The sequence below is a fragment of the Streptococcus infantis genome, assembly GCF_047464715.1.
GTDB classification, from domain to species: domain Bacteria; phylum Bacillota; class Bacilli; order Lactobacillales; family Streptococcaceae; genus Streptococcus; species Streptococcus infantis_S.
This window is the reverse complement of sequence record NZ_JASHBJ010000001.1, coordinates 156,358-181,628: the sequence shown is the minus strand read 5'-3', so window position 1 is coordinate 181,628 and position 25,271 is coordinate 156,358. Positions and strand designations below refer to the sequence as shown.

Annotated in this window: 21 protein-coding genes, 1 tRNA gene and 1 other annotated feature; of the genes, 3 read left to right on the top strand and 19 right to left on the bottom strand. The window is 39.4% G+C overall.

Features of this window, described 5'->3' with window-relative positions:
• Positions 1–15: 15 nt before the first annotated feature.
• From QM419_RS00915 to QM419_RS00905, 3 genes are all read right to left on the bottom strand, one after another.
• A complete protein-coding gene (locus QM419_RS00915) occupies positions 16–813 on the bottom strand; it encodes a Nif3-like dinuclear metal center hexameric protein (protein WP_414277585.1) in 798 nt (265 codons plus the stop codon).
• Positions 800–1,477, bottom strand: coding sequence for a tRNA (adenine(22)-N(1))-methyltransferase (locus QM419_RS00910; RefSeq protein ID WP_414277584.1), 678 nt, complete (start codon positions 1,475–1,477; stop codon positions 800–802). Before QM419_RS00910 ends, QM419_RS00915 begins: the two co-directional genes overlap by 14 nt.
• A 101-nt stretch (positions 1,478–1,578) precedes the next feature.
• Positions 1,579–3,915 (bottom strand): cation-translocating P-type ATPase, encoded by a 2,337-nt coding sequence (locus tag QM419_RS00905; protein WP_414277583.1) that lies wholly within the window; start codon positions 3,913–3,915, stop codon positions 1,579–1,581.
• A gap of 131 nt (positions 3,916–4,046) precedes the next feature.
• Here QM419_RS00905 and QM419_RS00900 point away from each other — a divergent pair, with 131 nt between their 5' ends.
• Together QM419_RS00900 and QM419_RS00895 are read left to right on the top strand one after the other, a co-directional pair.
• The gene (locus tag QM419_RS00900) at positions 4,047–4,796 is read left to right on the top strand and encodes a lysophospholipid acyltransferase family protein (protein ID WP_414277582.1); all 750 of its coding nucleotides are present in this window, start codon (positions 4,047–4,049) and stop codon (positions 4,794–4,796) included.
• A 106-nt stretch (positions 4,797–4,902) separates the two neighbouring features.
• Positions 4,903–4,975 (top strand) — tRNA-Thr (locus tag QM419_RS00895).
• 291 nt (positions 4,976–5,266) lie between these two features.
• Here the strand turns inward: QM419_RS00895 and pyk are convergent.
• The 15 genes from pyk to QM419_RS00820 all read right to left on the bottom strand — a co-directional run bounded on the left by pyk (position 5,267) and on the right by QM419_RS00820 (position 23,914).
• Positions 5,267–6,772 (bottom strand): pyruvate kinase, encoded by a 1,506-nt coding sequence (gene pyk / locus QM419_RS00890; RefSeq protein ID WP_414264180.1) that lies wholly within the window; start codon positions 6,770–6,772, stop codon positions 5,267–5,269.
• Positions 6,773–6,838: 66 nt separating this feature from the next.
• Positions 6,839–7,846, bottom strand: coding sequence for a 6-phosphofructokinase (gene pfkA / locus QM419_RS00885; protein ID WP_247922149.1), 1,008 nt, complete (start codon positions 7,844–7,846; stop codon positions 6,839–6,841).
• 80 nt (positions 7,847–7,926) lie between these two features.
• Positions 7,927–11,028 (bottom strand): DNA polymerase III subunit alpha, encoded by a 3,102-nt coding sequence (locus QM419_RS00880; protein WP_414277581.1) that lies wholly within the window; start codon positions 11,026–11,028, stop codon positions 7,927–7,929.
• A gap of 156 nt (positions 11,029–11,184) precedes the next feature.
• Positions 11,185–11,619, bottom strand: a complete 435-nt coding sequence (locus QM419_RS00875; protein WP_414277580.1) for a hypothetical protein — start codon at positions 11,617–11,619, stop codon at positions 11,185–11,187.
• A 210-nt stretch (positions 11,620–11,829) separates the two neighbouring features.
• Complete coding sequence (locus tag QM419_RS00870; RefSeq protein WP_414277579.1) at positions 11,830–12,210, bottom strand: VOC family protein; 381 nt, start codon at positions 12,208–12,210, stop codon at positions 11,830–11,832.
• A 56-nt stretch (positions 12,211–12,266) separates the two neighbouring features.
• Positions 12,267–12,626, bottom strand: a complete 360-nt coding sequence (gene rplT, locus QM419_RS00865; RefSeq protein WP_000124830.1) for a 50S ribosomal protein L20 — start codon at positions 12,624–12,626, stop codon at positions 12,267–12,269.
• Between the two features lie 50 nt (positions 12,627–12,676).
• Positions 12,677–12,877, bottom strand: a complete 201-nt coding sequence (rpmI, locus tag QM419_RS00860; protein WP_003003453.1) for a 50S ribosomal protein L35 — start codon at positions 12,875–12,877, stop codon at positions 12,677–12,679.
• Positions 12,878–12,909: 32 nt separating this feature from the next.
• Positions 12,910–13,440 (bottom strand): translation initiation factor IF-3, encoded by a 531-nt coding sequence (gene infC, locus QM419_RS00855; protein ID WP_006149857.1) that lies wholly within the window; start codon positions 13,438–13,440, stop codon positions 12,910–12,912.
• A 15-nt stretch (positions 13,441–13,455) separates the two neighbouring features.
• Positions 13,456–13,586 (bottom strand) — a sequence feature (ribosomal protein L20 leader region).
• Positions 13,587–13,693: 107 nt separating this feature from the next.
• Positions 13,694–15,088, bottom strand: a complete 1,395-nt coding sequence (gene pgdA / locus QM419_RS00850; protein WP_414277578.1) for a peptidoglycan-N-acetylglucosamine deacetylase PgdA — start codon at positions 15,086–15,088, stop codon at positions 13,694–13,696.
• A gap of 116 nt (positions 15,089–15,204) precedes the next feature.
• Positions 15,205–16,932 (bottom strand): septation ring formation regulator EzrA, encoded by a 1,728-nt coding sequence (gene ezrA, locus QM419_RS00845; RefSeq protein WP_414277577.1) that lies wholly within the window; start codon positions 16,930–16,932, stop codon positions 15,205–15,207.
• An 80-nt stretch (positions 16,933–17,012) separates the two neighbouring features.
• Entirely contained in the window at positions 17,013–18,959 is a 1,947-nt protein-coding gene (gyrB, locus tag QM419_RS00840; protein ID WP_414258875.1) for a DNA topoisomerase (ATP-hydrolyzing) subunit B, read from the bottom strand.
• Positions 18,960–18,973: 14 nt separating this feature from the next.
• A complete protein-coding gene (locus tag QM419_RS00835; RefSeq protein WP_303943756.1) occupies positions 18,974–19,537 on the bottom strand; it encodes an HAD family hydrolase in 564 nt (187 codons plus the stop codon).
• Positions 19,538–19,647: 110 nt separating this feature from the next.
• Positions 19,648–20,196, bottom strand: a complete 549-nt coding sequence (locus QM419_RS00830; protein ID WP_414277576.1) for a DJ-1 family glyoxalase III — start codon at positions 20,194–20,196, stop codon at positions 19,648–19,650.
• 10 nt (positions 20,197–20,206) lie between these two features.
• Positions 20,207–21,430, bottom strand: coding sequence for an FtsW/RodA/SpoVE family cell cycle protein (locus QM419_RS00825; RefSeq protein ID WP_414277575.1), 1,224 nt, complete (start codon positions 21,428–21,430; stop codon positions 20,207–20,209).
• A gap of 36 nt (positions 21,431–21,466) precedes the next feature.
• On the bottom strand, positions 21,467–23,914 hold the full coding sequence (locus QM419_RS00820; RefSeq protein WP_414277574.1) for a bifunctional DnaQ family exonuclease/ATP-dependent helicase: 2,448 nt from the start codon (positions 23,912–23,914) through the stop codon (positions 21,467–21,469).
• A 121-nt stretch (positions 23,915–24,035) separates the two neighbouring features.
• Between QM419_RS00820 and QM419_RS00815 the strand changes: the two genes are divergently transcribed.
• On the top strand, positions 24,036–24,221 hold the full coding sequence (locus tag QM419_RS00815; RefSeq protein WP_414277573.1) for a hypothetical protein: 186 nt from the start codon (positions 24,036–24,038) through the stop codon (positions 24,219–24,221).
• A 23-nt stretch (positions 24,222–24,244) separates the two neighbouring features.
• Here QM419_RS00815 and QM419_RS00810 read toward each other — a convergent pair whose 3' ends face one another.
• A complete protein-coding gene (locus tag QM419_RS00810; RefSeq protein ID WP_414277572.1) occupies positions 24,245–25,093 on the bottom strand; it encodes an NAD(P)H-hydrate dehydratase in 849 nt (282 codons plus the stop codon).
• Positions 25,094–25,271 lie beyond the last annotated feature (178 nt).

The window sequence follows — 25,271 nt, the reverse complement described above, 5'->3', positions numbered from 1 at the left end:
GTCTTTACCTTCTAATTAGATATGACGGAAAGGATTGGTGGACGCTTGACTTGCGACAACCTCTAGAGACCAAGCTTTCTCTTCCTTCCATTCATTCAAGAGCGCTTCAATTTTTTCAATAAAGAGAACTTCGATATAGTGGCCTGGATCCAGAGCCAACAAGCCATCTGACAGCATATCTTGGGCAGTGTGGTAGTATATGTCTCCAGTAATGTAGACATCCGCTCCTTTTACTAAAGCATCTGGATAGAATGATTGACCACTTCCACCACAGATAGCAACTCTTGAGATTGTTTTTTGCAAATCGCTCTCTTGATAATACACCATACGGAGACTATCTAGACCAAAGACTTCCTTAACATGGTCAGCAAATTCCTTAAATGTTTGAGGTCTAATAGTTCCAATACGGCCAATCCCACGTTCAGGACCTGTTTCCTGTAGATAAGTTGTCGCCTCAATTCCTAGCATCTGGCAGAACCAGTCATTGAGACCATTTTCAACAATATCAATATTGGTATGGCTAACGTAGACTGCGATATCGTGCTTGATGAGTTCGATATAAATCTGATTTTGAGGGCGACTAGCTACCAAGTCCTTGATAGGACGAAAGATAGGCGCGTGCTTAACGATAATCAAATCTACACCCTTTTCAATAGCTTCTGCCACTGTATCTTCACGTATATCAAGGGCAACCATGACCTTTTGGATTTCTTTGTCTAGGGTACCAATCTGCAAACCACGACTATCACCCTCCATAGAAAATTCTTGGGGGCAATAGGTTTCATAACGCTTAATCACTTCACTTGCTTGCATGGAGCACCTCCTTGATGGCTTGAATTTTATCTACTAAAACTTGACATTCTTCATGATTTTTTTCTGGGATTTGACTAAGGGCAAATTCGAGCTTACTTGCTTCTCTTTGCCACTTTTGGACAAATACGGGGCTAAGTTCTTTAGAGAGAAAAGGACCAAAACGGGTGTCACTTGCTGACAATTTCATTTCTCCAGCTTCCACTACTAGAATCTCGTAAAATTTTCCAGCTTCCTCTAAAATACTTTCAGCTACAATCTGAAATCCATGCTCTTGTAACCAAGTACGCAACTCATCTTCACGATTATTGGGTTGAAGAATCAATCGCTCAACATTGGCTAGTTTATCCAAGCCCTCTTCTAATATCGTAGCAATCAAACGACCACCCATTCCTGCAATAGTGATAACAGAGACCTGGTCACTTTCTTCGAAAGCTGCTAAACCATTGGCTAAACGAACCTGAATTTTCTCAGTCAAGCCATGACTTTCAACATTTCTAACTGCAGATTGATAGGGTCCCTCTACAACTTCACCCGCGATGGCAGCTTCAATATGACCTTTTTCAACTAATTCAATAGGTAAATAAGCATGGTCGCTCCCAACGTCCAGCAAAACAGCTCCTTGGGGGGCAAAAGAAGCTACTGTTTCTAATCTCTTTGAAATCATCTTCTCTCACTTTCAAAAACTCTATTTCCCTTTATTATACCATATTTTATCTGGCAATCCTGCACCTAAAAAAGACCGCAATCATGGATTGCAGTCTTTCTTTATCTTTTAACTTGATAACGACTTGTCAGTATGAAAATCACAATAAAGACGAGCATCATAATGCCATAGATAGGCAATGTTTGACCTGTAAGTGTTGAAATTTCAAGCAATTTTTGGATTCTTGGAAATAGGGCTGTTCCAAGGAAACCTACAACTGACCAAATAATCAATAGCACACGCCACAAGCTAAATGGCAAGCAAGCTCTAACTACAGACATGAAACCAATCGATGCCAATAGATAATACAAAAGTGTCGAAATTTCAATGGCTGTCCAGCCTTGACTGGTTCCAAAAATTTTAACAAAGAGAACACTAAAAACTACCATCAAGGCACTTGGTAAAGCTCGAAGCATGGATTTTTTGAGGAAGTTTTGTTCCACAGGTTTGATATTTCGTTCAAAAGTTAATACAAACGGTGGGAATCCTTCCACAAATTGGTCAATCATAGTTATCTGAATCGGAATGAATGGAAAAATCAAAATCCATTCAGTACGTCCCAACAAAGCACTGGCAATACAGATAACTGCTAGCAAGAAGGAATAGATTGTCTTAATCAAGAAAATCGGAGCAATGTGGGCAATATTATTGACCACACGACGACCTTCGAAGAGAATCTCAGGAACATCATTGAAATCTGAATTCAAGAGGACCAGATTTGCAATCTGACGAGTTGCTGGGTCTCCTTCAGCCATAACAATGGAACAGTCTGCCTCACGCAGAGCTAGAATATCATTGACACCATCTCCGGTCATTGCTGTAGTATGTCCTGCTTTTTTCAGAGTTTGGATGATCAGTTTCTTTTGATGAGGTGAAACACGTCCGAAAATGGCTGTTTCCTCAGCCATGGCTATCAATTCTTCATCATTAATTTTCGAACAATCTACATAACTCTGATAGTCTGCAAAACCTGCTTTTTGAGCAATACTTGAAACAGTGACTGGATTATCACCAGAGATAATTTTCAGCCCTACTTCCTGAGAACGAAGATAGTCTAGCGTCTCAGCAGCACCTTCTCGAATCGGATCTAGAATCTCAAGCAAAGCCAAAGCCTGAATATCAGATGGCTTTTGTGGCTTGTGATGGTCAAGTTTTTCTTGACTGAGCGCTAACACCAAGACACGAGATCCTCGTTCAAGAGCTTCTCTAGCTTCAGGAACTTCAGCATTCAACAACATCTCCGGTGCGCCTAGGAAAACAGTTCCTAGACCTTCCAACTCCATTGCTCCCCATTTTCGATCACTTGAAAATGGAAGGCTAGAAATCATCTGATAAGCTACCTCTCCCGCAAAACGCTTTCGAATAGCTTGGGCAGTTGGATTTTTATCCTCACTGTGTGCCATATAACTAGTTAGTATTTTAGCAATGGTATCTTTGTTATAAGCTGGAGTAAGAGGAAGGACCGTCTCAACCTGCATCTTCCCTTGGGTGATTGTCCCTGTCTTATCCAAGCAGAGCATATCTACGCGCGCCAAGGTTTCAACAGAGTACATCTCCTGCACTAAAACCTTCTTCAACCCAAGCTTGATAACAGCAGTTAAGAGAGAAGTGATGGTCAAAAGGGCGATTCCCTTAGGCAACATTCCTAAAAGAGCTGTAGATGAATTGACTACAGAAGACTTGAGTGGCAGACCTTTTAAGGCCAAGGCTTCAAGCAAGAGAGCAATACCAAAAGGAATGATGATTTTCCCAGTAAAGCCAGCTAACCGGTCTAGCGATTTCATGATACGAGAGTTAATTGGCTTCACTGTCTTAGCTTCAAGCATGAGTTTAGCAGCATAATTATCTGCCCCTACATGATGAACCTGAGCAAGGACAGACCCACTCGCAAGAAAGCTACCCGACAACATTAAGTCTTCTACTTCTTTTTGCACCAAGTCGCTCTCACCCGTTAACATAGCTTCATTGACTTCTGCAAAACCTTCTAATACAATGGCATCACTTGGAATCTGATCCCCTGCTGACAAGCGAATCACATCGTCCAAAACAAGCTCCTCAGGATCCAGAGCGATCTCTTGTCCATCACGAATAGTGATAATCTTTTCTTTATTCAAGAGATTGAGCTTATCAACCATATGTTTGGCACGTAGCTCGGTTACAATCCCAGAAAATGCATTAAAACAGATAACCGCAAAGAAAACTAGGTTGCTCCAAGCTTGAACAAAGGCGAGCGCTAAGGCAATAGCAAAGTTTAAAGCATTGAATAAAGTAAAGACATTTCTCTTCACAATCTGCCATGTACTCGTACTAGCTGAAGCTTGGAAATCATTGACCTGTCCCTGTTTCTGACGATCTTTAACTTCTGATTGGCTTAAGCCCATAATTTTATTTTTATCCATAAATTCTATCATATCATTTTTTTTTGAATATTTCTAATTTCATATAAAAAGCTGTTCCGCCTAAACAAAAAACATTTGCCTGTCCTAGTATGATAAGGTATAATAAAAGAAAGAGAACTGAAGGAGACATCATGTTTTATACTTATCTGCGTGGGCTGGTTATGTTGATTCTATGGTCAATCAATGGAAATGCTCACTTTCACAATACTGAAAAAATTCCAAGTTTAGATGAAAATTATATCCTTGTAGCCCCACACCGTACTTGGTGGGATCCAGTCTATATGGCTTTTGCAACAAAACCAAAACAATTTATCTTTATGGCTAAAAAAGAACTCTTTTCAAATCGTATCTTTGGTTGGTGGATCCGCATGTGTGGTGCCTTCCCGATTGACCGAGAAAATCCAAATTCTTCTGCTATCAAGTATCCAATCAATGTTCTTAAAAAGAGTAATCGTTCACTGATTATGTTTCCAAGCGGTAGTCGTCATTCCAATGATGTTAAGGGTGGTGTAGCTCTCATTGCAAAGATGGCTAAGGTTCGCATCATGCCTGTTACCTATACTGGTCCTATGACTCTAAAAGGGCTTGTCAGTCGTGAACGTATTGATATGAACTTCGGAAATCCTATTGATATCTCAGATATTAAAAAGATGAATGATGAAGGAATTGAAATGGTTGCCGATCGTATCCAATCTGAATTCCAGCGTCTAGATGAAGAAACAAAACAATGGCACAATAACAAAAAACCAAATCCACTCTGGTGGTTCATCCGTATCCCTGCCTTGATTCTCGCAATTGTAATCGGAATTCTGACAATTCTCTTTACCTTTGTAGCAAGTTTTGTTTGGGACCCCGATAAAAAGAGAAAACAACTACAATAATCCAATCTTCACAAGCCTAAGTGGATTACTTGGGCTTTTTCTAGTTGTTTAGAGACTCATTCACATATTGACAAAAGGCTAAATCTATAGTATACTTTCAAAGTAAGCTGATTTAGCTCAGTAGGCAGAGCGCATCCATGGTAAGGATGAGGTCGCCGGTTCGATCCCGGCAATTAGCATCATTCGTCAGTTCCTTTTTAGGGACTGTTTTTTTCTTGACAAAGTATTGCCCCTATAGTAAAATAAAGTCTGCGATGAGTCGATATGTAGCGAGAGCTACAATTGCGCAAAGGAGGTCATTAACGCAGGAGCGGACCTTGAGAAATTGTGTGAACCGGTTTCTCACATGGAGATGCCTCTCATGCTTTCTGGTTTTCCAGAAAGCTTTTTTTAATTCTTTTATATTCCACAACAAAAAAACCTATCACCCAAGCTCGAACGCTTGAAGTGATAGGTTTTTATTTTTTTGATTAACGTACAGTGCGGATACGCATAGTGTTTGTACGAACTGCTTCACCAAGTGGCACACCTGCTACGATAACGATATCGTCACCAGATTGTACAAGACCTGCTTCAACTGCTTTACGTTCAGCAATTTCAAACATGTCATCAGTTGATGATGGAGCTTCTGTCAACATTGGGATAACACCCCAGTTCAACATCAATCCACGTTCTGTCAATTCGTCGAATGTCAATGCCAAGATATCAGCATTTGGACGGTATTTAGAAATCAAACGTGCTGTGTGACCAGTCTTAGTAAGAGTTACAACCAATTTGATGTCCATTGAGTTTGTAGCATCTTTAACTGCTGAAGCCATAACTTCTGTCTTAGAGTTACGTTCAAATGAATCTGAGTTCAAACGTCCGTATTCGTTAAGAAGAGTTTGAGCGTTCTTGTCGATTGTAGCCATTGTTGTAACTGACTCAAGTGGGTATTTACCATTTGCAGACTCACCTGAAAGCATAGTAGCATCAGTTCCGTCGATAACAGCGTTAAATACGTCTGATACTTCTGAACGAGTTGCACGTGGTTTCTCAGTCATTGTTTCAAGCATGTTTGTTGCAGTGATAACAACTTTACCAGCAGCATTCACTTTAGTGATGATCATTTTTTGGTAAACTGGAACCATTTCGAATGGTACTTCGATACCCATGTCACCACGAGCGATCATGATACCGTCAGCAGCTTCAATGATTTCATCCAAGTTATCGATACCTTGTTGGTTTTCGATCTTAGCGAACAATTGAACGTGACCATTACCAGTTTCTTCACAGATAGCACGAACTTCGTTTACGTCTTTTGCAGTACGTACGAATGAGATCGCGATGAAGTTGATACCTTGTTCAAGACCAAAGCGGATGTCATCGTTATCGCGTTCAGCAAGAGCTGGGAAAGGAATTTTAGTGTTAGGGATGTTAACACCTTTTTGTTTAGCGATTACACCGTCATTTTCAACTTCAACGATGAATTCACGAGTAGCATCGTCTTTTTCTACAACGCGAAGACCAAGTTTACCATCGTCAACCAATACTTGACGACCAACTTCAACGTCATCGTAGATGTCAAGTGCACCTGCAACGTTCAATGCAATCACTTCACGAGTTGATTTGATACCTTGTTTAGTTGCAACACGGATTTTTTCACCAGTTTTGTATGAGTACTCTTTAGCTTCACCTTCGAACAATTCAGTACGGATTTCTGGTCCTTTAGTATCAAGAAGGAAACCAACTTTTTTACCTGCAAGTTTTTCTGCAAGTTTAACAGTTGCCATACGTTCACCTTGTTCTTGGTGGTCACCGTGTGAGAAGTTGAAACGGAAAGTGTTTGCTCCTGCTTCAATCAATTTAGCAATGTTTTTTGCTGAAGCTTCAACGTCAAGTTTTTCACCCCAGTATCCGTCTTCACCAAATTTTTTACCACCACGGATTTCTACCGCAGGACCCAAAGTTGCAACGATTTTTACACGTTTGTTCATGATTTTTGTGACTCCTTTATATAATTCGACCTTTTATGGTCATTTTACCAGATTTATGAAAATTGATTATGACAAGCTCTTGTTCAAGTCAGAGAGTTCAATATCAGCTTTGTGAGGGTTATTGACAACAATCTTACCATCAGCTGTTAAGCTAAACAATGCTCCTTCTTCTGCTGTACCAAGAATTGGATTTTCAACCATTTTCTCATTACGGATACCAACAGCGACACCACCGATTCCTTGTTTAAGGAGTTTAACAGCGTGTGCACCCATACGTGACGCCAATACACGGTCACGAGCAGTTGGTGAACCACCACGTTGGATGTGACCAAGTTCTGTTACACGAAGGTCACTTGTATCTCCAGCTTCTTTTAGTTTTTGACCAAATTCAGCTGCTGACATAACACCTTCTGCCAAAACGATAATGTTGTGTTTTTTACCGTGCTCATAACCAGCTTTGATACTTGCTACGATATCTTCAAATTTGAAGTCTTCTTCAGGGATGATGATTTCGTCAGCACCAGTTGCGATACCTGCCCAAAGAGCGATATCTCCAGCGTTACGCCCCATTACTTCAACTACGAAAGTACGACGGTGACTTGACGAAGTATCACGAATCTTATCGATCGCGTCCATTGCAGTCGTAACTGCAGTATCAAATCCGATTGTGAAGTCAGTACCTACGATATCGTTATCGATTGTACCTGGAAGTCCAATAGCAGGGAATCCATGCTCAGTCAAGCGCATAGCTCCATGATAAGAACCATCACCACCGATAACTACGACACCTTCGATACCATGTTTTTTCAACTGCTCAATCCCTTTAAGTTGACCTTCAAGTTGTGCAAACTCAGGGTAACGAGCAGAGTGAAGGAAAGTACCACCACGTGAAATGATGTCTCCCACTGAAGCAGCATCAAGTGGATAAATCTCACCAGCAACCATACCAGCGTATCCATCATAGATACCAAAAACTTCCATTCCTTCTGAGATTGCTTGACGAACAACTGCACGGATGGCAGCATTCATACCAGGGGCGTCTCCACCACTAGTCAAAACAGCAATACGTTTCATTTGGTTTTGCTCCTTTTTCTTTAACATTCTAACTGATTATACCATATTTAAAGTTAAAATTCTTTTATTTTCATTGATTTTTAACGATAAATCGTTTTCATTGTGATTTGACTTAAAGATTCTTGTAAGCTTGCGTCTTTTGCTACAAAATAACCTGGCAAAAGGACATTTTTTTGTTCATCCTCATAGCGAATGACGGCAGGAATTTGTCCCTTGTATTGCTCTAAAATATGATAAATTTCAGAATCATGGTTATGATTAGCAACTTGAATCCAAAAACGTTCACTCACTGCTTCTTTTAGATTATTTAACACTAATTGAAGACGACCATCTCTCGACTGCACTTTCCCATTTAGATAGTAGAATTTCCCTTCTTGTAAGAGATTTTTAAATTGGTGATACTGGTCAGAAAAAACAGTGACTTCCAAATTTGTCTTACTATCACTAACTTTCAAAAAGGCCATATTTTCACCTTTTTTAGTTCGAATTACTCGGATAGATTGAATTTCAACGAGTACTGTAGCTGTCTGCCCTTCGGACAATTCAGATAAACTCACAATTGGATACAAGGGATTCTTCGCTAAGACCAACAATGGATGTTGGCTGATTCCAACCCCTAACCATTCTTGTTCTTTTTTGAATTTTTCAATATTAGAGAAATCCTCTGTATCTGTCCAGCTATAGCTAGAATCAGCAAAGAGGCTACCTAACTCTTCTACAAAAATAAATAGAGTTGGTAGATTTGCTAAAATCTTTTGCCGATTTTTATCAAATCCATCAAAGAGGCCAACTTCTACTAAAGGAGTTAGGAGGCTTAGTTTCTGATAATTTTTGGGGAGTCGTGTGACAAAATCTTCTACACTACTAAAAGGACGATTCTCGATAATCCAATAAGCAAAATCACGAGGCATTCCCTTGATACTCTTGAGCCCTAGATGGATCGTCTTATCTGCTAGCTTATCTTGGTATGGAACCGTATTGATAGAAAGCGGAGCTAGTTCAAACCCCATTTCAAGCGCATCGAGAATATAATCTCCACTCGCATAGTTGAGCATGACCTGATAAAAGATAGCTGGGTAATGTGTTTTAAAGTAGGCAAGCTGAAAAGCTAAAGCTGCATAAGCATAAGCATGCGAACGGTTGAAGCCGTAACCAGCGAATTTCTCCATGACGGCAAAAACTTCATGAGCCTGTTCTTTGCTATGCCCATTTTCAAGTGCACCTTGGATAAAACTCTCCTCCATTCGGTGCATCTCAGCTGCGTTCTTTTTCCCCATAGCACGACGTAAAATATCGGCTTTTCCAAGACTGAACCCTGCATAGCGTTGAGCTACTTGCATGACCTGTTCTTGGTAAAGCATGATGCCATAGGTCGGAGCTAAAATATCTTCTAGTATAGGGTCAAGTACTGTAACTTTTTCTTTGCCATGTTTTCTGGCCACAAAGTTATCGATATAGTCACTTGCACCTGGCCTGTTGAGGGAAGTCGTTGCCACTACTTCTTCAAAGCTTTCTGGTTTCACACGCTTCAATAAGCGAATGGCACCAGGTTGTTCAAACTGAAAGATTCCCTTAGTTTTGCCAGCTGCAAAGAGGGTTAAAGTTTCTTTATCCTCAAGGTCTATATCCTCAATTCTTAGATGAATTCCTTGAGTTTCATATAAGAGCTCCTGCATTTTTTGAGCGAAGGTTAGGTTTCGAAGACCCAAGAAGTCCATCTTGAGCAAGCCATTTCCTTCAACTCCATGTGCATCATACTGGGTAATCAGCATGTCCTCACCGTACTTGAGCGGTATATAATCTGTTAGATTTTTATCACTAATCACGACACCAGCAGCATGGATGGAAGTCTGTCGAGGATAACCTTCAATCTTTTTGGCAATTTCAAAAGCCTTTTGATACTCCATCTTACTTTGAATCAGTTGTCTAAATCCTAGATTGCCTTCATAAGCTGTCGTTAAGGTATCTTTGAAACCAATTTTTCTTGTAATGGCTGTTAACTCATATTCTGGAACACCATACCGTTTAAAAATATCACGGATAGCTTGCTTGGCACCAAAGGTCGAGTAAGTAACAATCTGAGCAGCATGGATACTACCATATCGTTCACGAACATAACGAATAAACTCAGGTCGATAGATATCTGGAATATCAATATCGATATCTGGCATGGTATAACGTTCTCGATTCAAGAAACGTTCAAAGATGAGATTCTTAGCTACAGGATCAATCCCAGTAATATCGAGGGCATAGGCTACTAAACTTCCAACTGCTGACCCACGTCCCATACCCATATAATAGCCTTGAGAACGACCAAAACGTAAGAGATCCCAGACAACTAAGAAATAGTCATCAAACCCCATATCATGAATCACAGATAACTCATCTTCTAAACGAGCCTGATAATCTTGATTCCATAACCCTTTCTGCTTCAGACCCTGAATAGCTCGTTCCCGGAGTTCTTCAACAGCAGGTCTCTCTGGATTGAAACGTGGAAGCTTAAGACTACTATCAATCTCGTAGGAAGTCCCCTTGGTCAATCTTGCTAGGTTTTCGAGTGCTTGTGGAAACTTCTCTACAAAAACCTGTTCTAAACGGTCAGCAGGCAAAAACAAGCCCTGTTGAGATTGAACATCAACCTCTCGCAAGGTCACATTTTCCTTGATCGCCTTGAGCATTTGAAGAGTTTCTAAATCCTCAGGTTCGAAAGAATTAACTCGATAAAGAGGGAGAATTGGTCGAGAAAAATTGGATTGCGGTGTATCTGGATACACTCCGATATGGTAGTCGTGTCCTAAATCCAATCCATTCATCCCAGAATAATATGGAACAATAACACAAATATCCTCTAGGTAAGAAGAAAAATCAGTCCATTCTTTTTTACCTGTCATCTTTAAAGACGACAACTTCATCAGGTTTTGATAACCTTGGTTTGACAGGGCTAGAAAACGTAGATTGATCCATTCATCTTTATGATGAACAGTCATCTCAAGACCTAATAAAGGCTGAATCTCCTGTTTCTCGCATTCTTTGATAAAGTAATAGGCCCCGTAGAGATTGTCTTCATCCATGATTCCAAGTGATGAATAGCCATATTCCTTCCCTTGACTGACATATCTCTTAATCGAAACCACGCTCTCCATGAAACTATAGACTGTTTTGGTATCCAGTTGGGCAATCATTCTTTCTCACCTCCCTTATTCTTTCTCTATTATACCATTTTAAAAAATAGAAACACAATTTCTTTCTAATCATTAAACTAAAAAACCACAGCCTTAAAGGCTATGGTTTTATGATATGAAATAAGTTCGAAGAAGAGTTGCGCCTAGCTTTTAAATTTAGCTACTTGTATCTTTCGTTAAAAATATCCCGATTAAAACTAGAGCTAGGGAGAGATAAGGAAAAACCCTAAACATCTGCCAATCCGGGTCGAATGCCAAAAGTCCTGAAAGCAAATAAAATCCTGCACTTGTATACAAGACAGTTTTATTTACTTTCTTGATTCCTATCTGTGTTAAAACAGTTGCTATAGTGTAAGCAATTAAATTAGGACCTAGAAAAATCAAGAATACAATTCCCCATGGAGCAGTAAATAAAGCAAGAGTTATAAATAGAAGAATATAGGTAAGTGCCAAATAAAATGAGAAAGATAGAAGAGCCGAAGGTTTCTTGACAGCTTTTGGACCATTCTTCATATCTTCCACCGAATTATTTTCTACAATTAGTTTATCTTCTTCTTTGTTTAGCTCTACATTTGGATTTTGGTCTGACATCTTTTTCTCCCACTAATTTGTTTAATTATTTTTATTATATCCCAAATTATCAAATTAAGCTAGATAGAAAAAAGCCATCTATGTTAGTCTCAGACAAACGCTCACATTTGTCTGAAAGAAACTAACATAAATGACCTACACTACTCCGTATCAAGTTTTTCTGAGTCAGGTGAAATTGTCTAACTCAATTTGACAAATGAGGAGTTTTTATTATTTTTCACGAATCACTTCTACCTTGTATCCATCTGGATCTTTGATAAAGTAATAGTTTGGTTGAGTACCTGGAAGTCCTTTAGGTTCCGTTACTTCATAACCTTTTTCGCTATGTTCTTGGTGAAGAGCTTCAAGGTCAGGTGTACTTAGAGCGATGTGAGCAAAGCCGTCACCTACAACATAAGGTCCATGATCGTAGTTGTAAGTCAACTCCAATTCATAATCATCACCGTCAAGACCTAGATAAACAATGGTAAAAGCATGTTCTGGAAAATCCTTGCGACGCAATTCCTTAAATCCAAAAGCATCTTGATAAAAAGCAATTGATTTTTCGAGATTTTCTACTCGCAAGCAAGTGTGTAACATTTTTGAAGCCATTTTTTCTCCTTTGTTTAAAAAAGACTGGAACAAACTTGCACCAGTCTTATGAATAATTATTTACCAAGTTTTGCTTTAGCTGCATCTGCAAGAGCTGTGAAAGCTGCTGCGTCGTTAACAGCCAAGTCAGCAAGCATTTTACGGTTAACTTCAATCTCAGCCAATTTCAAACCATGCATCAATTGTGAGTATGAAAGTCCGTTCAAACGAGCTGCCGCATTGATACGTGTGATCCACAATTTGCGGAAGTCACGTTTCTTTTGACGACGGTCACGGTATGCATAGTAGTAAGAGTTCATTACTTGTTCTTTTGCAGTACGGAACAAGATGTGTTTAGCTCCATAGTAACCTTTAGCTAATTTAAGAATACGTTTACGACGTTTGCGTGATACAACGCCACCTTTAACACGTGCCATTTATATTTCCTCCAAATATTTCCTAGAATTGTTTACTTACAAATACGCGATTATTTCAAGCGAGTAAGCATTGCTTTGATACGTTTGAAATCTCCTGCATGCACCATAGATGCTTTACGAAGATGACGACGTTGTTTTTTAGTTTTTCCGTGGAAACGGTGAGATGTATAAGCACGGAAACGTTTAAGTCCACCAGAACCTGTACGTTTGAAACGTTTAGCTGATGCGCGGTGTGTTTTTTGTTTTGGCATGATTTTTTCTCCTTTATTTAACTTTCTGACAATTATTTTTTGTCAGTTGCTGGCGCCAATTGCATAAACATTTGACGTCCATCCATTTTAGCGCGTTGTTCGATGATAGCAATATCTTGAGTTGCTTCAGCGAAGTCTGCTAAAACTTTTGCACCAATCTCTTTATGGGTGATCATACGACCCTTAAATCGAATGGAAACCTTCACTTTATTTCCTTTTTCAAGGAACTTGCGAGCATTGCGAAGTTTAGTTTCGAAGTCACCCTTATCAATAACTGGGCTCAAACGAACTTCTTTCACGGTCACAACGCTTTGTTTCTTGCGTTGTTCTTTTTGCTTCTTCTGGTACTCAAATTTGAACTTACCGTAGTCCATAATTTTTGCAACAGGAGGTTTAGCTTGAGGTTGAATGAGAACCAAGTCCACATTAGCTTCATCCGCAAGTGCTTGCGCTTCGCTTAGTGGTTTGATACCCAATTGCTCACCTTCAAGACCGATTAAGCGAACTTCGCGTACACGAATTTCATCATTGATGAATAAGTCTTGCTTTGCTATGGTTTTCACCTCTTTTTTTAGTTTAGAGAAAAACAAGAGCGGACTTGCTAACGCAAATCCGCACTACATGATTATATTTCATTTCTGAAACTTGATCTGTAGGGGCCAGACAACGTTAGTCGCAAGGCGAGAAGTTCTCACTTCTGCTTTTCTCATCTTGTATATGATATCAAGTTTTCCCCTACTTGTCAAGATAAAAATTTATCTTTTTTATTTTTTCTCAATGGAATTTTGATTCAGGTCACATCCTTAGGAATTGACTTTACTGATTCCGTGAATAGTAAATTTCATGTGGTTTCACATGGTTACCTAGTAATTCAGAGACTGTCACAAAGCTATAACCTTGTCCCTGCAGATATTCAATGACTTTTGGCAATGCGTTAACGGATGTTTGATGGATATCATGCATGAGAATGATAGAACCATCTGTCGCTTGCCGTTGAATCTCAGTTAAAATAGCAGCTTCGTTCTTGCTCTTCCAGTCAAGACTATCGACATCCCACATAATAAAGCTTAAATCCAGGCTATTACGAATATCATCAGAAACGGCTCCATATGGAGGACGCATCAATTTTGAGCTTGATCCAAGGACACTGGTAATTGCTGACTCCGTATCTGAAAGCTGCTTCTTAGCATCTTCCAAGGAAAGCTGTGTTAGGACCGGGTGGTTCCAACTGTGGTTTCCAACTTCGTGCCCCTCGGATTTCATTCTTTTAAGAAGAGCTTCATTCCCACTGATATTTTGACCTTGTACAAAGAAGGTTGCTTTGATCTTGTATTTGGCTAAAATATCCAAGGCTTGTGGTGTTGTTGTCGCATTTGGACCATCATCAAAGGTGAGAGCAACAACTTTTTTATGTTTTTCTGCTTGAACTTTTTTATAGAGTTCAGCATCTTTTTCTGTTAGATAGGATGTCTGAATAAAATCAAAGAAGTCTGAAATAGGCATTGCTATTTCTTCTACATTAGTCGTTGCTTTGACTGGATAAAGAACCAATTGACTATCTTTATAAACAAACTTCCAAGTTGATAATTCTGCCGATGATAAATCAGCTGAAACTTGGTCAACAATTGATTGCTCTACTTTTTTATCTTGGAGAGTCGACTTAACAGCCTCGAGGATTTTTTCTTTTGCCGTGGATGAGTCTGCAAAGAGTTGATCCAGGGTAAAGATAGAGCCGTCTTCTTTTAGATAGAGCTGTTCCAAAGTAGTATTTTCTAATTCGACTACATTAGAATTGGCCAAGTCGTAAGCTTGTTTTTTTATCAAACGATTTTCAATCCCAGTTAAAGAGGATTCCCCTTTTTCTGAGTAATAAAAAACCAACTGGTCTTTACCTTCTACTTTGTCAGTGATATCTTTAACGATAACATCCTTGACAGAGGAGATTGGGCTGTCCCCGACTAGTGGATAATAGGTGATAATTTCTGATTTCTCTTTGCGGAAATGCTCTTTTTGACTTCCCTGTGAGTAGGCGTCATCTTTTTCCTTCTTGAGACTTTCAATTTTCTGTTCAAAGGCTTGTTTGTTCAACACTTTATAGGTAATCACACTACCGAGTGCTAACATTGTTAGAAATAAAAGCAAGACAAGAGTGCCAAGCTTTTTGTTATTTTTCTTCTTTACTTTATTCTGGGGTAATCTCTTTTTTGTCATAGTCTTATCATATCAAATATGAACTATAATTTCAATGAAAACATGGAATAAAAATATTTAAGACAAGCAAATAAAAGTAAAAGAACCCTAGGAAAAATCTAGGATTCTTTTATCAATTAGAAACGAATACTTTCTCTTGTTTTTTCATATGAAGTAACAAAGCGATTTGTAACACCAGGCTCAGCAACTTCTAATGCTTGAGAGATTTTTTCGAAAGATGCTTGGTAATCGAATGTTGTTTCAAAGATATTCAAAGCTTCTTGGAAAGCTTGTTGAATACGATCATCAAATGATCTGTAACGGTTTGAATATTGAAGCAATTGTTCTGTCAATGTTGCATTTTGAACGATACTGTATGTTTCTTCTTCTAACATATTCATATCATTTGTCGCAATCTCAAGGATACGATTGACAGATTCGATATTCACTTGCGCTTGTTCCAGCTCAGCCATCAAGTCTTCTGTACTGTGGCTTGCATCAAAGAAGAGCTTCAAGAATTTTTGTGGAATTCCTGGAAGGTTTCTCTTCTCCATGTAACGTTTAATCGTATGAAGACGGTTGACATATACATTTGCTTTTTGTCGAGCATTGATGTCATCTTTTTCAATTTGAACGAGACGTTCGCTAACACCGATTTGATCATCTTCAATATCTTTTAAGGTAGATTGAAGATTTTCCAGACGTTCTTGTAAGACAGAATATGCTTCTGAAACTTCTGTTTGGTCATTTGTTAACTCTTCGATTGTAGCATTCAAAGCTGAAATATCAGCTTGAAGACGACGAACTCGATTTACATCACTTTCAGAAATCAAGTAGGTTTTCCCAAGACGTTCAATATCTTTAACCAAGACCTGATTATTTTCTTTCAAGTGGTTAAGATACGTAGGAAGAGTAGCTACCAATTTCTCAAAAGCTTTATGTGCTGCAATTTCACGAGTGAAAATATCATAAAGTGCATTGATTTCTTCTTGGATTTGAGTGTTTTCATACTCTGCATTATCCAACTCTAATGTGCGGATATTTTCATGATTATTCTTCAAGGCTTCATAGAGAAGTTGAAGACGAGATTCGATATCTGTTTCTACAAAATGGTAGTTCTCATCCAAAAGCTTACGGTAACCTGCTTCTAAATCTTCAAGTTGTTCTGGCAATTCAGTAGTAAGCTTGGCAACAATTGCTGGGATTCTTTCAACAATATGTGTCAACGCTAAAATATGATTTTCAGCGTTATCTAAAATGCCTGCTGCTTCAACCGGATCCCCTGATGAATTCAAGGTTACAAACTGAGAAAACTCAGATTGAATGTTCTCCAATTGTTTTTCAATTTCTGGAAGAGCTTGACCATATTTTTCAGAATCTTCAGCTACAGTATTTTGTAGTTTCTCAAATAAATCTAGGGCATGCAGAACGCGTCCACTATTTTTTGATTCTTGTTTTTCCAACTCAGACAAGGCATTACGAATTGCTGCAATATCCTCTTCAACAAGTTGGATTTGACTCTCAATTTGATCAATCTGGTGCTTAGCTTTCAAGAAACGGAATGAGTTATTGTATCCTTCAGCTTCAAAGAGGTTATTCTCGATATCTGCAAAAGAGTTCAGAGACAAATCTACCCATTTTTGGTTCCATTCTCTAAAAGCAACCTGACTTTGACCAATCAGATGCATATTTTTAACAACCTCTACCTCATCATTAACAGGAAGGTTATATAGTTCTTCTTTTTTTTCTTCTAAAGCTGCAAGTCTACTCTCATTTCGTTTACGTAGCAAAATTGCTACTGCAAAAGCAATAAGAAGCAGGACTGCAATTCCAATCAAAGTAATAATCAACTGATTATTTGACATATCAAACTCCTTTTATACATGACACAATTGTAATGATTATATCATATTTTTCAAACCTTGGGAACTATTTCCCAATTTTTTTATACGTCAAGAGTACTGTAAACAGCGTTTTCTTCGATAAATTCTCGACGTGGTTCTACTCGATCACCCATGAGCATATCAAAAATCTTATCTGCTTCTGCAGCGTCATCTACTGATACACGGGCCATAAGGCGATGTTCAGGATTCATAGTAGTTTCCCAAAGTTGGTGGTCATCCATTTCTCCAAGACCTTTATAACGTTGAATGGTTGGTTTTGAACGACCTTCGCTGTAGCGAGCCAAAGCTTCTTGTAGGCGAGTTTCTTGGTCTGCGCCAGGTTGAATATATTCTTTAATCTCACTACCGACTTTAACACCGTAAATTGGTGGCTGAGCGATATAAACATAACCTGCCTCTAGAACGGGTTTCATATAACGATAAATCAGAGTTAACAAAAGAGTACGAATATGGGCTCCATCGACATCGGCATCTGTCATGATAACAAGTTTTTGATAGCGAGCTTTGCTGACATCAAACTCAGCGCCAAATCCTGTTCCCATAGCTGTGAAGAGACTGCGAATCTCCTCATTAGCTAAAATCTTATCCATGCTCGCTTTTTCAACGTTAAGGATTTTACCACGAATTGGTAAGATGGCTTGGAACTCACGATTACGACCTGATTTTGCAGAACCTCCTGCAGAGTCTCCTTCGACGATAAAAAGTTCAGTTTCAGCTGGATTGTTTGATGAACAGTCCGCTAATTTTCCTGGAAGATTTGAAATTTCTAAACCAGATTTCTTACGTGTAACTTCACGCGCACGCTTGGCAGCAACACGCGCTTTGGCAGCCAAGATTCCTTTTTCAACGATGCGCTTAGCAATCTGTGGATTTTCCAAAAGGAAGTCAGAAAATGCATCACTGAAGAGGCGATTGGTAATCTTCACAACTTCACTATTTCCAAGTTTGGTCTTAGTTTGTCCTTCAAATTGAGGGTTTGGATGCTTCACAGAGATAACGGCTGTCAATCCTTCACGGACATCCTCACCTGTTAAGTTATCTTCGTTATCTTTTAGAAGTTTGTTTTTACGAGCATAGTCATTAATAACACGAGTTAGGGCTGTACGGAAACCTTGCTCATGTGTTCCACCCTCATGGGTATGAATATTGTTAGCGAAACTCATGACATTTTCATGGTAACCAGTTGTGTACTGCATGGCAACTTCCACTGTAATATCATCCATTTCACCATCTGTGTAGATTGGTGTATCAAAGATAACATCCTTGTTTTCGTTGATGTACTCAACGTAGCTCGCAATCCCGCCTTCGTAGTGATAATGCTTGGTCTGCTCAAGTCCTTCACGTTTGTCAGTGATAGAGATTTGAAGACCTCGATTCAAGAAAGCTAACTCTTGAATCCGTTTATTTAATTTGTCAAAATCAAATGTCGTTGTCTCAGTAAAAATTTCTGGGTCTGGAGTAAAGTGAACAATTGTTCCTGTTTTATCTGTATCCCCGATCACCTCAAGGTCTGCAACAACATGTCCACGACGGTACTCTTGGTAGTGAATCTTTCCATTTTTATGAACACGAACATCCAACTGAGTAGAAAGAGCATTTACAACGGATGACCCTACACCATGGAGTCCACCTGATACCTTGTATCCGCCACCGCCGAATTTACCTCCGGCGTGAAGAACTGTAAAGACTGTTTCAACTGCAGGACGACCTGTTTTTTCCTGGATATCAACTGGAATCCCACGACCATCATCGATAACTGTAATTGAATCATCTGGCTCAATAAAAACTTCGATATGACTAGCGAATCCAGCCAAGGCTTCGTCGATAGAGTTATCTACGATTTCCCAGACTAGGTGGTGAAGACCCTCTTTCGAAGTTGAACCGATGTACATCCCTGGACGCATACGAACAGCTTCCAGACCTTCCAAAACTTGAATTTGACTGGCATCATAATCTTGTGCCTGTTGGTTTTTAATATCTTCTGTCATTTTTCCCCTTTTTCTTACATGTCTATTGCTTGTTTTAAGGACACAACGTTCTCAAAAAGATAGGCATCTAAGCCTGCAGCATGTCCTGCCTCTACATCAATAGCACGGTCACCAATGACCAATCCTGATGTAATATGATACTTATCACGTAAATAAATCATCGATTCAGGATCTGGTTTGCGTTTAAATCCTGAACTAGCTGTCACTACTTCTGTAAAGTAGGGAGCTATCTCAGTTTTCGCTAGAATCTCCAATACCTGATCGTTTCGATGAGAAACCAAGAAGTTACGGCCACCTTGGTCTGAAATCTTTTCCAAGAGAGCAGGAATCCCATCAAACAATACTGGGTGTTCAAGCTCACGGGCTTCATTTTCCTTATATTTCTCAAGAAAGCTTTCAATACCTGGAGCATACTTTTCGATGGCAAAGGCAGTCGAAACCTTTAAAGCTTCGTAGACACTGTCGTGCTCCTGCTCAATTCCAAACTCTGCTAAAGTTTCTACAAAAGCTGCTGTAGAAGTCTCATAATTATCAAGCAGAGTACCACCTAAATCCCAGATGTAATCGTGATATTTCATACCCTTCATTATAGCATTTTTTTATGAAAAAAGCGATGTTTAGCTTGATTTTGACCTTAAAAAAAGAGAAGAATCTTCTCAAGTAAGAAAGATCCTTCTCAGTTTCTTTATCATTTTTCAAATACGTCTGTATAGAGCATCCCATTTCTCAGAGATTTCGCATCTCCGCCAAGCGTATCAACTAAGTGATAGGCAAAAGCCAAAGCTGTTGCTGGACCACGGCTCGTAATGATATTGCCATCTACAACGACTGTTTCTTTCTGGTAGTGACCGTTAGCAATTTGTTCTTGAACACCGTCGTAGCAGGTGAAGTTTTTTCCTTCAAGTAGACCTGCCCGATTTAAAGCAATTGGTGCTGCACAAATGGCTGCTAACTTTTTCCCACCTTGATTACATTTTTGGAGTTCAGAGATTAGAGACTCATTGTCCCGCAAGTGGGCAGAACCAGGCATACCTCCTGGAAGGACAATCATGTCATAATCAGATAAATCACCGTTAAATACCTGATCAGCTTGAACTTGAATAGCATGTGAACCTGTCACTTTTTCATCAAATCCAACCATATGACAGGTGATATTTGCACGACGTAAGACGTCTACGACAGTCAAGGCTTCAATTTCTTCAAAGCCATTTGCTAGGATAACTGCAACTTTAGGCATAGCGACCTCCTTATTTCACTTTCTTCAGTACAACTTTTTTACGTTTGAATCTTGTTCGACCACTCTTTTCATCAGCCAAATGGGTTTGGTAGCTCATCGATAAAAGCAAACCGACACCAATTAGATTACTGATAATAGCGGATCCCCCTTGGGAAATAAAGGGCAAAGGAATCCCTGTCAGAGGCAGAAGACCAGTAACCGCACCAATATTTTCAAAGATATGGAACAAGAGCATCATGATAAATCCAGTTGAGATGTAGGTATAAAATTGATTATTGGATTTTAAGGTGATTTTTAACATGCGATAGATAAGCAGTAGATAGAGTGCAACCACAACAACTGAACCAATAAATCCAAAATCTTCCGCAATTACTGTGAAAATCATATCACTCTCGCGGACTGGAATAAGGAGATTAGACACATTAAAGCCTTGACCAAAAATTCCACCGCTACCAATTGCAATTTGACCCTGCGCCTGTTGATAGGTTGTCGTTTGGGCATAATCAAAGGGATTGAGCCAAGCAAGGATACGGTTAATCTGATATGTCGGCATTCCAATTTGGTGCAGAAAGGCACGTCCATCTTTTGTAATGAAGATGGCTAAAAATCCTGTAATGGCTGATACAACTGTTACAAAGACTGGAATGATAATCTTCCAAGAAACACCTGACAGCAGGACAAGACCTGCAAAGATTGCAACAAAAACCATTGCTGTTCCAAGGTCACTTTGCAAGGCTAGTAACACTAGAACTGGAATCGTGAAAACAATCATCCACAAAATCAATAGAAAATCTAAGCCAATAGTTCGTTCTTTGTCTTTATGTTTCTTGGTAAAGGTTACGATAACGTATGCCAACATCAAAATATAGGATATCTTCATGAATTCGGAGGGTTGAAAGAGTGTATAACCACCGATTGATACCCAGTTTTTCGCACCAGTTGCAGCTACTAAACTCGGGTTGTAGAAGACCAAAGGCAAGACCATCAAGGCTAGACCGAGTCCATATAAATAAGGTGTAGACTGCCAGAGAAACTTTGTGTTAAAAAACATGACTATGAAACTAAAAACAATCCCTAGCGATATCCAAGCCAGTTGTTGTCCAAGTATGGGCCAAACATTGTTTGGGTAGTCATGACTAACTGCTATATAAATAGCTACGACTCCAATCACCAACAAACAAAATACTGGTAATATTAAACTATAATCGACCCTAGAGTCGAGAGAACGTTTCATAAAAGGCCTCCTTCATTCTTTCAGGTATTCATTTCATTATTTATTTAAAGATTCTTGAACATTGATATAAATTTGCTCTCGGCTAATGACTCTAACACGATTGCTTCGAGCCAAAGCCTTGCTGATTTGCTTACCATAACGTTTACTTGCCATGCGGCTATCTAGAATCAGAACTGCAGAGCGTTGCCCCAATCGACGCATGGTTCTTCCAACCGCTTGCTTGAGGCGAATAATAGCCATAGGAAGCTGATAATCGTAAAAAGGATTTTTCCCTTCAAGACGGAGTTCTTGGTTCATCTTTTTAGTAAAAGGATCTTCTGGATTTTGGAAAGGTAAACGAGTCACCACTTCAATAACCCGCGGATGTCTTGAAAAATCGACACCTTCCCAAAAACTTCCCGCCCCAAGCAAAAGCTCACGCTCGCCTCTTTCAAAACGTTTTTTCAATTGAGCTGGTTCCCCATGCTTATATTGGGCTAAATGGGGAATTCTCAAAGTATCAGATACCTGCAACAATAAATCTTTTGCAGTAAATAAGACTAAAATCGGTTCTTCAAGGTAGGACAAATCTTCTAGAACCTCTACAATTGCTTGTGCATATTCCTCAGATGAAATTTCTGTCACCAATGGAAAATCATTTACTAATAGAATTTCCTGATTTTCTTGAAACTGTTCGTCTAGAGAATAAAAGGTTGCTTGCGGGAATCCTAACAATTCTGGCAAAGAAACTCTGCTACTAATTTCTAGGGTTGCAGAGATTCCGAGAAGCTGGCAGGATTCTGGAAATATCTGAGAAAATAGCAAACGTTGATCGCGACTAGAAGTAATCTCGATTTTTTTACTAGAGAGTTCTGAAACTGATAACCAAAATTCTCCTTCAGACGAGAAAAATCTCTTATAGTCTTTAAATTCTGGTAAATTCAACTCAGAAAAATCTTGTCGGAGCTTGTCAATGCTACTAGCTGGACACATCTTCCGTTTGCCAGATAGAAACTGCTCCAGCAGATAAGAAAGCTCAAAACGAATACTCTCTAGCAAGCGTCTTTCAAGCATGACTTCTTCTGTAGATAGAGCTTGGTCTAATTGTTCTAGCAAATCCGTTAGCAAATAAGATTTTCGAGAAAGATTTTCCAATGTCAACAAGATTTTCTGGGCTTCATCTAAAATCAAGAGACGTCCCTTTAAGAGACTAGGATCATCTTCAAGTCGAGTAAGGAGGTAAGCATGATTGGTCACAAGCAACTTGCAAGAACGAGCCTTATCCTGACCACGTCTCCAAAAATCCTCTAACCAAAAGAGAGAATCTTTGTGAAGATTTCCATCATGAACCAAGTTTGGTAAAAATTGCTGATAGCGATAAAGCTGACCAATTTCATCTAAGTCTCCAGTATCAGTCTCAGTCAGCCAAACTAGGAGTTGCATCTTGAAACGCGTATACAGACGATTGGACTCTTCTTCCTCTAGTGTTGCATGAAAAGCATCCAACTTCAGGTAATTCTGAGGACCTTTGAGACTATGAGTAGAAATGTGGAAAATCTCTTCTAGTCTTTTAGCATCTTCTTGCATTACCTGATTTTGAAGGATTTTAGTCGGAACGATGAGAAGGATGCCCTCTTCATGTTCAAGTGACAAGGCTGGCAGGAGATAGCCGTAGGTTTTTCCGATTCCCGTTTGAGCCTGAATAAAAGAAATTGTTTCCCCTTGCAAGCACTCTTGAACTTTTTGGGCGAAGCGCTCCTGCAAGTTTCTCTCCTCCAACCCCAACAAGGCAATATTGGTTTGGAAATCTTTAGATAGTTTTCGTGGAGAAAGGGCTGATTTTTCTTTTCTCAAAAATAGACCTTGCACCTCGACCAAGTCATGTTCAACTAAGAGAGACTGTTTCTGATAAACTTCCTCGATGACCATATAAGATTCGTACAATAGGCTATCTGACAAACTCAATAAGCGTTCCAACAAACCTTTTGGAAGTTGAAACATCTTTTGTCTCATACAAAGAAAGAGTTCTGCAGTTGCTTGGGCGTCAGATAGGGCTGTATGAGCTTGCTCAAGTGGAATCCCCAACTCTTGGCAAAGAATACCAAGATTATACTTCTCAAGCTGAGGATAAAATACTTGAGCCAACTCCACTGTATCGATACGAGGCGTGCGCAATTCATAACCTTCAAAAAATAGGAATTCTGCCAACAAATTGGCATCGAACTGAACATTGTGCGCAACAAAAATACCGTCTTTGACCAACTCAAAAATCTTTCCAGCTACCTGGGAAAACTCTGGTGCCTTTGCTAAACGCTTATCAGTCAAACCCGTTAATTCTTTGATATGAGAATCCAAGTGTTCATGCGGATTGACATCAGTGGCATATTGCTCAACAATCTCACCATCTTCAATAACTACAATTCCCACTTGGATGATTTTTGCCTTGCTTCCGGTACTTGTTGCTTCTAAATCTACAACCACGTACCGATCATTTCTAAAATTCATCACTAAAAATTATATCAAAATTTACATCATTTGACACCCCTGAACTTTATTTGAAGAGTCAAGTTTCTTGCAAGATTTGAACAAAAATGATTGAATAAAATGGTAGAAAAGGAGGAAATTCATGAACCCATTGGATTTGTTTAATCAAGTAAAAGAACTCGTTGAGAAAAAAGATTTTTCTGTAGCAAAAACATTTGTTGAAGAAAACAAGGATCAACTAGGGGGCTACCTTAGCCAAGCGCAAGCATTGGTTTCAGGCTCAGAAGGGCTTGACGGTCTTGTAGATAAGGTCAAAGGCCTCTTCTAATCATCAAAAGACACCTGAAAAATTCAGGTGTCTTTTTGTATTTTCTTCATGAATGCAGGAATATGTTGACTAATCGTGGTTGGCAGAACTACAAAGTTATCCTCAGCTAGTTCTTGGGCAATTGCTGAATGCAGATATGTCGCTACCGTCACTCTTTCATAGAGACTAACTTGTGAGAATTGTCCAGCAAAGCCAGCAATCATCCCAGCCAGAGTATCCCCTATGCCCCCAGTCGCCTGATAGGGACCTCCAACCTCTAACTGATAAAAATCAGCTTGAGCTGCTTGCCAGATTCGAGTCGCAGGACCTTTTTGAACTAGAATCGTCCCTGAAGGAAAACTCTTCAAAGCTTCTCCTGTTTCCTCAGCTCCTTGGGAAGTCAAATCTAAACCTGACAAGACTTGCCATTCCCTTTGGTGTGGCGTTAAAACAAGGTGGACTTTAGGAAATTTCATTTCATACTTCGCTAAAATAGATAGGGCACCACCATCCATTATGAGGATCTGGTCTTGGTCTAAATGATGAAAAACTGTTTGGAAAAGCTCTTCTCCACGATCATCATCCACTAGTCCAGGTCCGACCAAGACAACACTCGCTTTCTCTAACTGTTTCTCAAGTAATTGCTTATCGTCAAGAGCAAAAGCCATAGCCTCAGGCAGATGGCTATGTAGCGCTGGAATATTCTCTTTATCTGTAGCTACTGTCACTAAACCTGCACCACTTCTAACCGCTCCTAAGGCAGCCATAATAATGGCTCCCCCATAAGGATACGTTCCTCCAATCAAGAGAAGACGACCATAGTCTCCCTTATGACTAGAACGAGGACGATCGATGATAACTTTTTTCAGTAGAGTTTGATCAATGTCTTTCATACACTACTCCTTCATGCTTTCTCATACCTTCATTATACACCTCAATGCCCAATTAATAAAGAGAGTGGGACAGAAATCGGTAATTCGTTAGAATGCGATTTCGTCGTCCTACCTCCGCACAGTTGAGTAGGGCTGTAAAAGCTGATAAAATCAGCGTAGTAGAGCCCACTCAACCACT

Coding starts and splice junctions, on each gene's coding strand:
- QM419_RS00875 (WP_414277580.1), bottom strand. CDS start 11,619: ATGTCAGACCAAAATCCAAATGTAGAGCTAAACAAAGAAGAAGATAAA.
- rplT (WP_000124830.1), bottom strand. CDS start 12,626: ATGGCACGTGTTAAAGGTGGCGTTGTATCACGCAAACGTCGTAAACGT.
- QM419_RS00830 (WP_414277576.1), bottom strand. CDS start 20,196: ATGCCTAAAGTTGCAGTTATCCTAGCAAATGGCTTTGAAGAAATTGAA.
- gyrB (WP_414258875.1), bottom strand. CDS start 18,959: ATGACAGAAGATATTAAAAACCAACAGGCACAAGATTATGATGCCAGT.
- QM419_RS00900 (WP_414277582.1), top strand. CDS start 4,047: ATGTTTTATACTTATCTGCGTGGGCTGGTTATGTTGATTCTATGGTCA.
- QM419_RS00820 (WP_414277574.1), bottom strand. CDS start 23,914: ATGAATTTTAGAAATGATCGGTACGTGGTTGTAGATTTAGAAGCAACA.
- QM419_RS00880 (WP_414277581.1), bottom strand. CDS start 11,028: ATGATTGCCCAACTGGATACCAAAACAGTCTATAGTTTCATGGAGAGC.
- QM419_RS00825 (WP_414277575.1), bottom strand. CDS start 21,430: ATGAAACGTTCTCTCGACTCTAGGGTCGATTATAGTTTAATATTACCA.
- QM419_RS00910 (WP_414277584.1), bottom strand. CDS start 1,477: ATGATTTCAAAGAGATTAGAAACAGTAGCTTCTTTTGCCCCCCAAGGA.
- pyk (WP_414264180.1), bottom strand. CDS start 6,772: ATGAACAAACGTGTAAAAATCGTTGCAACTTTGGGTCCTGCGGTAGAA.
- QM419_RS00915 (WP_414277585.1), bottom strand. CDS start 813: ATGCAAGCAAGTGAAGTGATTAAGCGTTATGAAACCTATTGCCCCCAA.
- ezrA (WP_414277577.1), bottom strand. CDS start 16,932: ATGTCAAATAATCAGTTGATTATTACTTTGATTGGAATTGCAGTCCTG.
- QM419_RS00815 (WP_414277573.1), top strand. CDS start 24,036: ATGAACCCATTGGATTTGTTTAATCAAGTAAAAGAACTCGTTGAGAAA.
- pgdA (WP_414277578.1), bottom strand. CDS start 15,088: ATGACAAAAAAGAGATTACCCCAGAATAAAGTAAAGAAGAAAAATAAC.
- QM419_RS00870 (WP_414277579.1), bottom strand. CDS start 12,210: ATGGCTTCAAAAATGTTACACACTTGCTTGCGAGTAGAAAATCTCGAA.
- pfkA (WP_247922149.1), bottom strand. CDS start 7,846: ATGAAACGTATTGCTGTTTTGACTAGTGGTGGAGACGCCCCTGGTATG.
- rpmI (WP_003003453.1), bottom strand. CDS start 12,877: ATGCCAAAACAAAAAACACACCGCGCATCAGCTAAACGTTTCAAACGT.
- QM419_RS00905 (WP_414277583.1), bottom strand. CDS start 3,915: ATGGATAAAAATAAAATTATGGGCTTAAGCCAATCAGAAGTTAAAGAT.
- QM419_RS00835 (WP_303943756.1), bottom strand. CDS start 19,537: ATGAAATATCACGATTACATCTGGGATTTAGGTGGTACTCTGCTTGAT.
- QM419_RS00810 (WP_414277572.1), bottom strand. CDS start 25,093: ATGAAAGACATTGATCAAACTCTACTGAAAAAAGTTATCATCGATCGT.